The organism is Mesorhizobium sp. P3_B5, assembly GCF_056402815.1.
Map to the genome: position 1 here is coordinate 17620 of NZ_JBFUGR010000024.1, position 13181 is coordinate 30800.

The 13181-nt window shown below is 58.9% G+C and carries 12 protein-coding genes; 6 read left to right on the top strand and 6 right to left on the bottom strand.

Annotated features, from left to right (window positions below; genetic code table 11):
• The 4 genes from AC1DVW_RS28665 to AC1DVW_RS28680 are packed head-to-tail and all read left to right on the top strand — an operon-like array spanning position 1 to position 5526.
• Positions 1-1953, top strand: a complete 1953-nt coding sequence (locus tag AC1DVW_RS28665) for a heterodisulfide reductase-related iron-sulfur binding cluster (RefSeq protein WP_477327639.1) — start codon at positions 1-3, stop codon at positions 1951-1953.
• A 59-nt stretch (positions 1954-2012) separates the two neighbouring features.
• Complete coding sequence (locus tag AC1DVW_RS28670; RefSeq protein ID WP_477327641.1) at positions 2013-3443, top strand: FAD-binding oxidoreductase; 1431 nt, start codon at positions 2013-2015, stop codon at positions 3441-3443.
• Positions 3440-4738 carry a DUF3422 family protein gene (locus AC1DVW_RS28675; protein WP_477327643.1) on the top strand — a complete coding sequence of 433 codons (1299 nt, stop codon included), beginning with the start codon at positions 3440-3442 and terminating at the stop codon, positions 4736-4738. The genes AC1DVW_RS28670 and AC1DVW_RS28675 overlap by 4 nt, the downstream gene beginning before the upstream one ends.
• 14 nt (positions 4739-4752) lie before the next feature.
• Positions 4753-5526, top strand: a complete 774-nt coding sequence (locus AC1DVW_RS28680) for an IclR family transcriptional regulator (RefSeq protein WP_477327645.1) — start codon at positions 4753-4755, stop codon at positions 5524-5526.
• Between the two features lie 46 nt (positions 5527-5572).
• Here AC1DVW_RS28680 and AC1DVW_RS28685 read toward each other — a convergent pair whose 3' ends face one another.
• From AC1DVW_RS28685 to AC1DVW_RS28705, 5 genes are all read right to left on the bottom strand, one after another.
• Positions 5573-6529: a C-terminal binding protein gene (locus AC1DVW_RS28685; RefSeq protein WP_477327647.1), complete on the bottom strand. Its 957-nt coding sequence runs from the start codon at positions 6527-6529 to the stop codon at positions 5573-5575.
• The gene (locus AC1DVW_RS28690; RefSeq protein WP_477327649.1) at positions 6526-7380 is read right to left on the bottom strand and encodes a fumarylacetoacetate hydrolase family protein; all 855 of its coding nucleotides are present in this window, start codon (positions 7378-7380) and stop codon (positions 6526-6528) included. Before AC1DVW_RS28690 ends, AC1DVW_RS28685 begins: the two co-directional genes overlap by 4 nt.
• A 4-nt stretch (positions 7381-7384) precedes the next feature.
• Complete coding sequence (locus AC1DVW_RS28695) at positions 7385-8251, bottom strand: alpha/beta fold hydrolase (RefSeq protein ID WP_477327651.1); 867 nt, start codon at positions 8249-8251, stop codon at positions 7385-7387.
• Positions 8252-8331: 80 nt separating this feature from the next.
• A complete protein-coding gene (locus AC1DVW_RS28700; RefSeq protein WP_477327653.1) occupies positions 8332-9051 on the bottom strand; it encodes an N-acyl homoserine lactonase family protein in 720 nt (239 codons plus the stop codon).
• A gap of 615 nt (positions 9052-9666) precedes the next feature.
• Positions 9667-11067, bottom strand: a complete 1401-nt coding sequence (locus AC1DVW_RS28705; RefSeq protein WP_477327655.1) for a recombinase family protein — start codon at positions 11065-11067, stop codon at positions 9667-9669.
• Here AC1DVW_RS28705 and AC1DVW_RS28710 point away from each other — a divergent pair.
• Positions 11054-11452: an SDR family oxidoreductase gene (locus AC1DVW_RS28710; protein WP_477327657.1), complete on the top strand. Its 399-nt coding sequence runs from the start codon at positions 11054-11056 to the stop codon at positions 11450-11452. The two genes, AC1DVW_RS28705 and AC1DVW_RS28710, sit on opposite strands and share 14 nt — an antisense overlap.
• A gap of 99 nt (positions 11453-11551) precedes the next feature.
• On the opposite strand, the gene AC1DVW_RS28715 is transcribed toward AC1DVW_RS28710, so the two are convergent.
• A complete protein-coding gene (locus AC1DVW_RS28715; RefSeq protein ID WP_477327662.1) occupies positions 11552-12460 on the bottom strand; it encodes a LysR substrate-binding domain-containing protein in 909 nt (302 codons plus the stop codon).
• A 92-nt stretch (positions 12461-12552) separates the two neighbouring features.
• On the opposite strand from AC1DVW_RS28715, the gene AC1DVW_RS28720 reads away from it, so the two are divergent.
• A partial coding sequence (locus AC1DVW_RS28720; RefSeq protein WP_477327659.1) for a trimethylamine methyltransferase family protein occupies positions 12553-13181 on the top strand: 629 nt, incomplete at its 3' end.

The following is a 13181-nucleotide window of genomic DNA, read 5'->3' on the forward strand; positions in this document are numbered from 1 at the left end:
GTGCCGTCGACGCAAATTGCGCTTCTCTTTCTCTTGGCCGCGACCCTCGCGATCTCGGGGTTCCGCTTTTATAGAATCCTGGCACCGGTGTTCCGGGCACCTGCGGTAAACCGCATCGACAGGCCCGAAGAACGAGCGGCCGGCGTTGGTCGTGATGTCGGGCTCCACAGACGCCTTTTGCGCAAGCGCTATTCCGGCGTGCTGCACGCCATGGTCTTTTCCGGTTTCATCGTGCTCTTCACAGCAATCCTGCAAAGCTTCGGCTCAGGTCTCATCCCCGGATTCTCATTGGCTCCGATCGGGGGAAACAGCTGGATCGCTTTCGCGCAGGAAATCTTTGCCGTACTGGTCGTGGTGGCGCTGGCTATGGCTACCTATCAGCGCGCTGTACTTCGTCCGGCCCGGTTCAAGGGATCGAATGCGACGGATGCCTGGGTCATCTACGTTCTTGTGCTGTGCGTCGTTGGGACGATGCTGCTCGAATTTTCCTTCCATATAGCTGAGACCGGCCAGGTAACGGCCTGGCGGCCTGTCAGCAGCGCCATCGCGGGCTTGTTTGGCAGGTTCGGTGTTTCGCCTGAGTCGGCGGCGCTTGGAGCCAAGGTATTTTACTGGGCACATATCGGGGTCGTGCTGATGTTCCTGATCTATATTCCCGGGTCGAAACATCGGCATATGTTCCTGGCCATTCCAAACATCTATTTTCGCAATCTCAATCCGAAGGGGATGCTTGCGCCTGGGGGCGCAACGGATGCCGTCGGCATTTCGGACATCGACCAATTCAACTGGAAAGATAAACTGGACCTCATATCCTGCACGGAATGCGGTCGTTGTCAGGAAGCTTGTCCTGCAAGTGCGGCCGGCTTACCGCTCAGCCCAAAAAAAGTGATCATGGACCTTCGGGATCACATGGCCGAGCGGGAACGCGGCAACTGCAAAGACGTCCCGTTGATCGGCGGTGTAATCAAGGAAGAGACGCTCTGGGCGTGCACGACTTGCCGCGCCTGCATGGATGTCTGTCCCGTTCACATTGAGCCCATGACCAAGATAATCGAGATGCGACGCAGTCTGGTCGAATCGGGAGATGTCGAGCCTTTGCTGCAGGAGTCGCTTTCAAGCCTTCAGCGCAACGGGAACTCGTTGGGTAAGCCAGCCCGGCAGCGAGCCAAGTGGACCAAGGACCTCGATTTCAAGATCAAGGACGCGCGCGAGGAGCCGGTCGACATCCTCTGGTTCGTTGGCGACTATGCCTCCTACGATCCGCGTATCCAGCGCATTACGGTCAAGGTCGCGCAAGTCCTACACGAGAGCGGCGTAGACTTCGGAATTCTCTACGACGGCGAGCAAAACAGCGGCAACGACGTACGGCGAGTCGGTGAAGAAGGCGTGTTCGAGACGTTGGCGCGGCACAACATCGATACGATCGACGGCTGCACTTTTAGTCGAATAATGACGACAGATCCCCACAGCTTGAACGCGCTCAGGCAGGAATACCGGCTGTTTGGCCGGAATTATGAAGTCGTTCACTACACGCAGCTGCTTTTGGAGTTGCTCGAGCAGGGAAAGCTGGCGCCATCGCCGACCGATGGTGGCGTCGTGACCTACCACGACCCTTGCTATCTCGGCCGCTACAATGGCGGTTATGATGCTCCGCGCGAAATCATCCGGCGGGCAGGCTACCAACTCCATGAGATGGGGCGCTGCAGAGAGAACAGCTTCTGCTGCGGCGCCGGCGGCGGCCGGATCTGGATGGATGACAGTGCTTCGATCGAGCGCCCCAGCGAGAACCGCATCAAGGAGGCCTTGGCGCTTGGTGATGTCGGTGTGTTTGTGGTCGCCTGCCCAAAGGACACGGTCATGTACACATCGGCTGTCCAAGCTCTTGGAGTCGGCGACCGGATCGCCGTGAGGGACATGATCGACCTTGTCCGGATGTCTCCGGCTATTGCCTAACCATGGCTGCAATGGAGGCCCCCACGGATGCTCTGTAGAGAAACGCATAGGAGGGCTCGGTGGCCAACGCCGTGTTGATCAACAGTTTGCGTCAGATAGTGGGAACCGCAGCGGTTTTGACAGAACCGCACGATGTTGCACCTTACGCGACCGACTGGCGGCGGATGTTCCGCGGTCAGCCCGCGTGCGTCGTCCGGCCCGGTTCCACCGCAGAGGTGGCGGCCGTCGTGGATGCCTGTCGCCAACATCGTGTTGCGATTGTCCCGCAGGGAGGCAATACGGGGCTGGCCGGTGGCGCGACGCCAGATGCCAGCGGTACAGAAGTTGTACTGTCATTGGCGCGAATGACCGCCATTCGTGGGCTGGACACGGTGGGGCTGACAGTCGAGGTCGAAGCCGGCGCAATTCTGCAAACTGTCAAGGAAGCGGTGGCAAAGGAAGGTCGGCTCCTACCCATCAGCCTTGCTGCCGAAGGCAGCGCCACGATCGGCGGGTTGGTTTCCACCAATGCCGGCGGGGTGAACGTGCTGCGCTATGGCATGACCCGCGCTCTGACCCTTGGGTTGGAAGTAGTGCTCGCCGATGGAACGATCGTGAACGGGCTCCGGCGCCTGCGCAAGGACAATGCTGGTTACGACTGGAAGCAGATGATCATCGGGTCTGAAGGAACACTCGCTATCGTCACGGCAGCTGTCCTTCGCCTCGTGCCGCAATCGCGCTACAGCGTAACCGCGCTGCTTTCTGTCCCCGACGTCGCCGTCGCCATTGCGATGTTCGATCTGGCTATGACGGAGATCGGGGAAACGGTCTCTGCCTTTGAGTTGATATCGGGAAGCGGAATGGCGCTGGTCAGCAAGCATGCAGGGCTAGAACCGCCTGTCGCAGCGGGAGCATGGTTTGTACTGATCGAGGCAGCTTCGAGCCTCCAAGGGTTGAACGAGGCTGTCCAGAGGCTGCTGGAKATCGCCTTTGAGAAAGGCTGGGCGCTCGACGGGGTGGTCGCGGAGTCCGGTGCGCAAGCGGCGCGTCTCTGGGCCTTGCGCGAAAATCTGACCGAGGCCGAAAGCCGCGAGGGGCCCAGTGTCAAGCATGACGTGTCGATGCCGCTAACGGCGATGCCCGCATTCCTTGCTGAGGTCGATATCGCATTGGCGCAGGCGGCACCGGGAGCCCAGCTTAACGTGTTCGGCCACCTGGGTGACGGTAATCTCCACGTCAACGTTCTCACAGGTCCAGACCATGACGCATCCCGGATCAACCAGGCCATTCATGACATTGTGACTTTGCATGGCGGCTCGATCTCGGCGGAGCACGGACTTGGACAATATCGTGTTGCCGAGTGGCAGCGTGTCCGGCCTTCGTCGGAAGTGGATCTTGTGACCAGGTTGAAACGTGCGCTCGATCCTGATGGGGGGTTTAATCCCGGCAAAGTGGTTCCTGCTTCGGGAGGGGCGGGTCAGGTTGCTATCCACGCCGGTGAAGAGACGTGACGGCGAACTCCACCAACCCTGCGTCCCCCCCTAATGTCAGCCAACCGCCTTGGCTGCGCGAGACTAGAGCCAGGTCAGCCATCGCGGCTGAACTACATGGCCGTCGGGCTTTGCCAGTCGCAGCGCCCACCCGCGTGCGGCGGGCAACCTTTTTGGGTGCGGCGCCCGACAGAAGCGATCTTGACGCATTGCACAAGGCGATTGCCACGCTTGCCGCGCGTGATCACACTGCTGAACCGAAAGGCTTCAGCCGTCAGATCGAATACACGCGTGGCACCTACCAAGTTGTCTTTGAACTGCACAATGAATTCGTCACCTTGACTTGGTACTCGTCGATTGACGACCGTGCAGTTTGGCCGCAAGAAATCGGTCTTGACCTGTTTGCTGAGTTCTCCATGTTGACGGCGACACGTGTCGACGTCACGATAACCGACGTGATCAGTCCGACAGCGCTTGGTACCTTCCAGCAGGCAAGTCTCTGCTATTCCAGTATCTATGGCGGGCAGGCGCAGGTGGCGACCGACTTCGTCCGAGATGCCGACTGCTTTACCCATTACGAGTTTTCCGCAGGCCGTTGTGGTCCCTTGCGCGCAGGCGTCATCGTGCGCCGTCTTCTCGAAATCGAGACCTACAGCAACCTTGTTCTTCTCGGCCTGCCGCTGGCGCGTCAGTATGCCCCTGAGATAACCGCAACTGAAGTCTCGCTCGGCGATGATGCCGTACGCGTTGAGGGCGACGTTACTACGGTGGGCAATCGATCGGCACTAGACAAGCTTCATATGCTTTCGATGTCCGTAGGCCAGATAGTGGAGGCGACCAGCTTTCGTTTCGCGGCAAGTCGCGCTTATGGCGAAGTGCTCCGAACGCGGATGCAGCGGCTGGAGGAGGTCTCGATTGGTGAGTTCACCGCAATCCAACGTTATCTCAGTAACCGTATTGAGCCCGCTCTAGCGACCTGCCGGGCCACTGAAAAGCGACTAGACCGATTGGCTGTCAAAATCCAGCGCTCGATCGAATTACTGGACGCTAGAATAAACCTTAGCTTGCAAACTCAGAACCAGTCAGTGCTGGACACAATTGCAAAGACGGCCCTGAGTCAGTATCGACTTCAGAAAACAGTAGAAGGACTTTCAACGATAGCAATATCCTATTATAGTCTTGCCATTCTCGGCTATGTCTTTGACGGTCTTCATCAAGCTATGCCAATTAGCAAAAGCGTGGCGCTCTTGATCTCTGCCCCTTTCGTGCTGCTTGGTGTCTGGCTAGGTTTGCGCAGGATCCACCGACTCCACTGAATGAGGTTCCCTTAATGAGAAGAAGGCTCCTGGGTTCCGTCTTGCACGCTGGCGCCGTGCTTGACCTTTTCACCTCTACGCAGCGCGAACTGGGAGTGACGGATATCGCCGAAGAATTGGCGCTTTCAAAATCATCTGCCCATGCGCTTGTCGCCTCGCTTGTCGAGATCGGACTGCTGGAGCGCGGGACCAACCGCCGCGTCAGGCTTGGCCACAAGCTTCTCGGTTTTAGTGAGACCGTACTGGCCGGGAGCGATGTGTTCAACTCCATGCGCGACATGCTGAACGATCTGATGCAGAAACTGGGACGGTCCGTCTATCTTGCGGTCAAGGACGGCCAGCACGTGGTCTATGTCAATCGCCTTCAAGGCTCCAGCGCCGTACCTGCCTCCTTGGGTAGTGCCGGGACCACTCTCCCCGTGCATGCCAGTGCGGCCGGAAAAGTCCTGTTGGCCCATCAGACAGAAACGCAAGTGCAGCGCATTCTCGAAAGCAGAGGGCTCGCGCGACTGACTCGGAAAACTATCACCAGCGAACGCGCGCTCGCGACAGAGCTTATGGCGGTGCGAGATCAAGGCTACGCGCTGAGCCAGGGAGAATATGTGTCGGATCTGTACTGCGTTGCGGCTCCAGTCCGAAATCAGCAGGACCAAATCGTTGCTGCGATCGGAATCGGTGCGACGGCGAGCGATTTCGAATTCAACAAGATAGGTTTGGTGCGCGAAGTAATGCGCGCGGCGCAGCGCGCGTCACGAGGACAGGGCTGGCGATCTGAGCGAAGCGTTTAAGCATCGGCGGCTTTCTGCTCGCGCCATCATTCCTTATCAGGCATGATCAGATCGAATTGACCGGATAGTCGGGGGCCTGACCCGTCAAGATGGCGCGCACCTGTTGCGCTGCTTTGCGCTGGAGCTCAATCACCGCCTGCTCGGAGTAAAACGCCAGATGCGGCGTCACGATAAGGTTGGGCACCTCCGAGAACGGCGTGCTGTCAGACGGTGGCGGTTCAGAGTCGAGCACATCGAGCCCTGCGCCTCCCAGCGTTCCCTCCCGCAAGGCCGCAGCAACAGCTTGATAGTCTACAAGACCGCCGCGTGCCGTGTTTATAAGAATGGAACCGGGTCGCATCGTTGCCAACCGAAGGGCATCCACCATATGGCGGGTCTGCGCAGTCAGCGGCGCATGCAATGATACAACATCAGAGTCGGCAAACAACGTGTCAAGGTCGACGGAACGCGCCCCGGCCGCGGCAAACACATCCTCTGAAAGATGGGGATCGAAGGCGATTACGTCATAGCCCAGTACCTTCGCCCGCTCGGCAAGGGCTCTCGCGATACGCCCAAAGCCAACGGTACCAAGCGTGCGCCCGCGCTGCCGATGTATTGGGCGGAGAGACTTTACGTCCCAACCGCCAGCCCTTGTCTGGTCAAGTCCCCGCAGGATGCCTCGGGTTAACGCCAGGGCAAGCGCCAGACTGTGGTCGGCGACCTCTTCGATGCAATAGTCGGGAACGTTGGTCACCTGAATGCCACGCGATGTCGCCACCCGCATCGGGATGGTGTCAACGCCGATACCGTAGCGCGCAATGATCCGGCACTTCTCCATAGCACCCACGAGATCCGCCGAAAGAGGCCTGTAGCAGTTCAACACCGCATCGGCTTCGCGAGCCATCTCTGTCAATTCGGCTTCGCTAGCGGCTCCAGCCAGCTTCAATTCGCCGACGCCGTCCAGGATTGACCTTTCCGGATCGAGATTTGGAAAGACATGGTCAGTCACCAGGATCGTCTTCATGGGCTTGTTTCGGGTGCGGTGAGAGTGGTTGTGAGGCTGCCAAGCCCGTCGATCTCGACGGTTATCTCATCGCCCGGTATCAGCCAGACCGGAGATTTATGCCCTATGAGGACGCCTTCCGGCGTACCGGTAACGACCACATCCCCCGGCTTCAGTGTCGCGTGCCGACTGAGGAAGGCGATGATTTCCGCGACACTGAAGATCATGTCGCCGGTCGAGGAATCCTGCCGCAACTCGCCGTTGACGCGGCAGCTGATCCGGAGAGCCTGAGGATCAGGCACCTCGTCGGCGGTGGCGAGACGTGGGCCGAGCGGCAGGAAACCGTCAAGCATCTTGCCGATCATCCATTGGCTGGTGGAGAGCTGCGCGCCACGCGCGGAGAGATCGTTTGCGCAGCAATAGCCGGCTACATATGCCAACGCTTCGTGGGCAGCGACGTTTCTCGCCTCCCGGCCGATCACGACCCCCAGCTCGGCTTCGTAGTCGTATTTCGTGTCGATCGGCGGGAGAGCCACGCGGCTGCCATGTGCGCTTAGGCTATTGGCGAACTTGCCGAAGATCACGGGCGTTGTCGGTATCGCCATATTCGCCTCGATCGCATGGCGGCGATAGTTCAGCCCGACGCAGATGATCTTTTCGGGAGCAGTGACCACCGGCGCCAGGCGAAGGCTTTCGAGCGGCACCAGCTTGCCGTTCGGTGGCCCAAGCCGTGCGGCAAGTCGGTCGATGTCGGTCAGTGTAACAGGTGCAGGGCCACGCCACAGATCGGAAGCAGCGAGGTCTTCTACACCGTCCTCCCGCAGCAAGCCGGTTCTGATGCCGTCGGCGGCATGAAAGTTCAGAAGTTTCATGAAATCAGTTGCTCCACCCGGCCAGGAAGTCGCGCAGTTCTTGGGTAACGCGTTTCGGTTGTTCTTCTTGAGGAAGGTGCCCGCATTCGGGGATCGCAACGCCGCGTACGTTCCGGGCCATGCCCTTCCAGACCTCGAGCACGTCAAATGTCTTGCCGACGAGTTCGAAATCAGCGCCCCACAGGGCGAGCACGGGACAATCGATCAGGTTGTCGGCATCCTCGACGTCTTGCTGGAGATCGACAGAGCCAGCCCGGTAGTCGTTGAACGCCCCGCGCAGCGCACCGGGTTGAGAATAGGCGCGCACATATTCGGCAACCGCGGTGTCCTCAATAGCGCCGGGGTTGTAACACCAGCCGCTGAAAAAGTGCCGCAGGAAGATCTCCTCGCGTCCTTCAATCAGGGCTTCTGGCAGGTGAGGAACCTGCTGGAAATAAAAAAACCAGTAGAGTTTCGCGAGCTTCGCGTCTGTGGCGTTGAATACGACCCGCGTGGGGATGTTGTCGAGAACGGCCAGACGATCAACCGCCCTACGATGATCCTTGGCGAACCGGGTAGCGACGCGCGCGCCTCGATCATGTCCCACGAGAGCGATACGATCATATCCGAAATGCGCCACCAACTGGCGGATGTCCTCGGCCATAGTGCGTTTGTCATATCCGGCGTCCGGCTTGTCGCTGTCACCGTAGCCGCGAAGATCAGGCATGATCACGTGATAGTCGCGGGCAAGATCTGGCCATTGATGGCGCCACGCATGCCACGTCTCAGGGTAGCCATGGAGAAGCACGACCGGAGGGCCTTCGCCTGCTTCCGCGACATGCATGCGGATGCCATTGACGCCGATCATGTGGCGTCTGACTGCCATCGTCATTTCATCTCTCCGCTATGTTTTCCAACGACGCGACGTTTGTCTGCCCGGTCGGACGTCGTCCGACCGGGCAGCGAACAAAATCAGTCCCAGAATTCGCCACCCTGCGGAAGTTTCGAAAAATCGCCCGCGTCGTGGCAGAAAAACAAAGGCACGCCGCTGCGTTCGAGTTGTTTCATCCGCATGCGCGTCGTCGATGTCGCGCTGGTGCTCCAGTCCCAAGGCATCGGAACCATGTTATCGAATCCGCCTCGCTGATGGCCGGTGTCTGCCGCGAGGCAAACGCGTCCGCGGTTCGGCAGGTTGACGACAAGCACCTGCTGGCCGGGCGCATGACCCGGCGCCTTTATTAGCTTCAAGGTGCCGTCTTCGAAAAGATCGAGATCGCCTTCAACTTCCAGAATGTTCAGCTTGCGAATGTCGCGATAGTCGTTCTGGCAATAGACCGGCCGGGTCCACGCATCGGGCCATAGCGCGTAGCGTATCTCGTCCCGCTGGACGACGTGTATGGCTTCGGGAAAATACGACATGCCTCCGGCATGATCGAGGTGGAGATGCGAATAGACGACATAACGCACGTCCTTGGGCTGGATGCCCAATCTGTCAAGTTGCGCATCGACGACATGTTCGCGCTTGAAGCCATGCGTGCCGAAAGCAGCGCGGAGACCCGGGCCCCAGTAGGCGTCTCCTCGGTCTGGGTCGGCGACAGCTTCATTGATGCCTGTGTCCCACAAAACCACCCCGTGCACCGGATGCTCGATGACCACTGAAGTGGTCGGCACATCGACATTGCCGGGCGCCAAAGCGACCAGCAGATTTGTGGCGCAACTGAGAGGCCCGACATTCATCGCACTCATCCTAAGGCCAGCCATTGTTTCCTCCCTGATTTTCCGATCGGCGAACCGGTACCTCCGCACCTGTGCCCGATATCCTCCCGAACACGTGCGCAAGGCGCACCGCTTAATGCCGGCCCTAAAGCTTCCACTCCAGCCTGCATTGCGCTTGTACTGAAGGGCAAATCGGCAGGTTTGTCTCAAGGTTGTTCGGCAGTGCCGAACGCCGGCGAAAATTATGGCCGTCTCGGGTGATCGCAGAGTCGGGAGCTCAGCGGAACCATACGAGACGATGCGGGAAGATTTCTGATTTTGGCCCACGAAAAAGTCAATGAAATCAACGACTTTAACACGTCCTCCGGGCCCACCATCCACTCCACACGATTTCCGGGGCTTCCATCCGTCTCAGAATAGCTCCGACATTTCGGTGGGTTAGCGCGCGGTAGTGGGCAACACTTGGCTGAGACGACGCATTGACGGCCCAAAACACCTGACTTTTGGTCGTCCGTCTCTGTCGGGCGAATGCCGTAGCCAAGTGTTTGCCAAAGTGATGGTCGACTGATCAGCGAGATGCTCGCCGGATGGTTAGAAGCCGAGGCGTGCAGCCTGGTCAGCCCAGGCGAGGGGGAGGTCCGACAATCGGGACAGCCGGTGGGCCGTTAGTTCAACAGGTTGATCACCTGCAACGATGTTGGCCGCAATTTTCGGAGCAAGGAAGGCGAAGGGCAGGAGGCGGCTGACCTCGGATGTATCGGTGCCGTTGAGCATGGCAACGTCGGTGAGGCTTCGGTGGGCTCCGTCGGTAAGTTGGCCGAGGTACAAGTGGGCTCGACGCAGAAGGTCGATCAACGCACTATCGGGTTCTCGGCTGATGTTAGATCCGTCTGTAAGCAAGATCCGCGTTTCGACGCCGCGCCGCTTCATGCCGATTGGGCATTCGATGGAAGTTACATGGGCGCCATCGCTGGTTGGAATGACCCGGTCGAGAAGCAATTCCGACAGCGAGCGGCGATCCAGGTCGATGGTCAATGACCCCTGCCTGAGGGTGATCTTGCGAACGATCCTTTGAAGCATGGATCGCTTAGCGTCTGCAGTGTCTGAAGCCCAGCGCGACCGCAACTCTTCGACTCGCCGCATCCCCGACTGGATTTCGCCAGCCTCGGCCCATTGCCGAATCCAATCAGACAGTTGGGCTTGATCACTGAGAATCCGATTCAGGCGATGCTCAACAACTGATTCAAGTACTGGCGCTGGAAGACGCCAGCCCTCGGACCCGTTTCGGCGCTGGTCGACGAATTGCCTTGAGACATAGTAGCGGTAGCGAACACCTTGCTTGTTGGCATGAACCGATCGCAGTTTCTCGCCCGCTTCATCGAAGAGCAAACCGGTGAGCAAATGCGCTTGCGTGACATTCGACTGGCTTCGTCGCCGCGGCGCCTGCGAGGCGAGGAGTGCCTGGGCTTCTTCGAATGTGGCAGACGTGATGATCGGCTCGTGCTCTCCATCGTAGACCCGATCCTTATGCCTGATCTTGCCGACGTAGGCCGGGTTCGAAAGCAGGTGGTAAAGGTTGCCGCGACCAAACGGCAGGGTGACGGCAACTGATCCGTCTTTGCGCTGTCGCGATCGTGTCGAGAGTCCCTCGCTCGCCGCCTCGTCAACGAGATCTCGGACCGACTTCAGAGTGAGATAGCGGGCGAACAGGTGTCTGACTGTTTGCGCTTCTGTTTCGTCAATCACGAGCTTTCGGTTCTCGACGCGATAGCCTAGCGGCACAACGCCGCCCATCCACATGCCTTTCTTTTTCGACGCGGCGATCTTGTCACGGATACGCTCCGCGGTGACCTCCCGCTCGAACTGAGCGAAGGACAAAAGTACATTGAGCGTGAGCCTGCCCATCGAGGTCGTGGTGTTGAACTGCTGTGTCACCGAGACGAAGGAGACGGAGCTGGCATCGAAGATTTCGACGATCTTGGAAAAATCCATCAACGATGTGCTACCGACGTTCATCGCGCAGAAATCGGGACATGTCGTCGCGACTTCGTCGGTCGCCGGGCTCAAGGCCTATCCTGGTGGTGCGGTTTATGGCGGTACAAAATGGTTCGTGCGCGACTTCATGGAGGTGCTGCGCATGGAGTCCGCCATGGAAGGGACGAACATCCGCACCACGACGATCTATCCCGCCGCGATCAATACCGAGTTGCTGGACGCGATCAGCGACAAGGGAATGGCCGAGCAGATGAAAAAAATCTACGACCAATACGGAATCTCGCCAGACCGGATTGCCAACGTCGTGGGCTTTGCTATCGACCAGCCCGAGGACACGACGATCAACGAGTTCACGGTGGGGCCGGCCAACCAGCCTTGGTAAGGACGGGCCGCGCCGAAAAAGGCTTGTTGCAGTCCGGAATGCTCCGGCCCGCGTTGATCGCGGCTTGCAGCACCGCGTCACCAGCACTTTCGGCGCGGCTCAAAACGAACTCTGCTTGGCTAGCCAATCTCTGACAGATGCCACATGGCCGGTAACTTCCTGAGACTTAGACCAGGCGACGTTGAATGATTTTCCGGTACGATGAATATAGTTGGTTAGCCGAACCAGGCTCCCACTTCTTATCAGTCGGTCGGTTAGATGTGCCCAGCCAAGGGCGATGCCCTGACCTTCCAAAACGGACTGAATGACCGAGACATAGTCGTTGATGCGAAGGCCTTGTGGGGCGAGGGCGCCGTCCACCCCGGCGGCGGCCAGCCAGTCTGGCCAAGTTACCGCCGGCCTATGCGGCTCATCCAAGTGGATCAGTCGATGCTTGCATAAGTCCTCGATCGTTTGCGGCGTTCCGTGGCGGTCGAGATACAAGGGGCTGCACAGAGGATATATTTCCTCTGGCGCCATCGGTAGCAGCCCGTAATCCGGGAAGTCATCAGCGTCACCGCCCCTAATGCCGAGGGGTATGCCTTCAGCGGCAAGATCGAGATCGCGATCGCTGGTTTGGATTCGCAACTCTATTCCTGGCAACTCTTCCCGAAAACGTTGCAGTCTAGGAACGATCCATAGCGTAGCGAACGCGGTCGATGCCGACAGCGTGACGTGGTTGCCATCGGCAGATGCCTTGAGGCGTTCCGCAGATTTCTGAATATGAGAAAGCCCAAGTGTCACGTCGGCAAAGAAGCGGGCACCCGGTTCGGTGAGTTCGACTTTTCGATGCCGGCGGACAAAAAGCTTCGTACCGAACTGCTCCTCAAGGCGTATAATCGAGAGTGAAACCGCTGCCTGGGACATGCCGAGTTCCTTGCCGGCTGCTGTGAAATTGAGCAGACGGCCGGCTGCCTCAAAAGCGATTAGCCCGTTCGCGGAGGGCAAGAGATGTCGCAAGCTACCCATAATCACAGCTTATCGCATTGATTAGAATTTTCCAGCGTCACAGCCATTTATCGTCTCGCTAAGATAACTGAATCTGGGAGGATCGAGTTTCCATGAACGCACCGGCCGCTGAAGTAATCGAACCTGCCAACCGTCGAGCGGGTGGCCGCGTAGGGCGCAAGACACTGCGGGGAATTCCCATGGCGTCGTTTCCGACCCTGGTCCGCAAGATCCCCGTGTATCAGATGGTCCCGGATGAGGCAGTGGAACTGATCCACCAGGAGTCGCTCTCGATCCTCGAAGAGGTGGGCTGCGAATTTCGCGACGATGAGGCGATCGCCCTGTGGAAGGCCGCCGGAGCCGATGTCTCGGAAACTCGTGTCCGGATCGACCGTGCGCTCCTGATGGAGCTCATATCGAAGGTCCCGTCGGAGTTTACGCTCAATGCGAGAAATCCGCAGCGTACGGTGCGCGTTGGTGGAGACAACTCCATCTTCGTGCCGATGTACGGCGCGCCCTACGTGCGCGACCTCGACAACAACAGGCGCTATGGCACGCTCGCCGACCTCAACAATTTCCACAAGCTCGCCTACATGGCGCCGGCGCTGCACTCGTCGAGCTCGGTCATCTGCGAGCCGATGGAAATTGCGGTGCCGAAGCGACACCTCCACATCATCCATTCGGCGCTGAAGCACTCCGACAAGCCGTTCATGGGCATCGTGACGTCCAAGGAACGAGCCGA

Coding starts and splice junctions, on each gene's coding strand:
- AC1DVW_RS28705 (WP_477327655.1), bottom strand. CDS start 11,067: ATGGATTTTTCCAAGATCGTCGAAATCTTCGATGCCAGCTCCGTCTCC.
- AC1DVW_RS28680 (WP_477327645.1), top strand. CDS start 4,753: ATGAGAAGAAGGCTCCTGGGTTCCGTCTTGCACGCTGGCGCCGTGCTT.
- AC1DVW_RS28690 (WP_477327649.1), bottom strand. CDS start 7,380: ATGAAACTTCTGAACTTTCATGCCGCCGACGGCATCAGAACCGGCTTG.
- AC1DVW_RS28715 (WP_477327662.1), bottom strand. CDS start 12,460: ATGGGTAGCTTGCGACATCTCTTGCCCTCCGCGAACGGGCTAATCGCT.
- AC1DVW_RS28685 (WP_477327647.1), bottom strand. CDS start 6,529: ATGAAGACGATCCTGGTGACTGACCATGTCTTTCCAAATCTCGATCCG.
- AC1DVW_RS28695 (WP_477327651.1), bottom strand. CDS start 8,251: ATGACGATGGCAGTCAGACGCCACATGATCGGCGTCAATGGCATCCGC.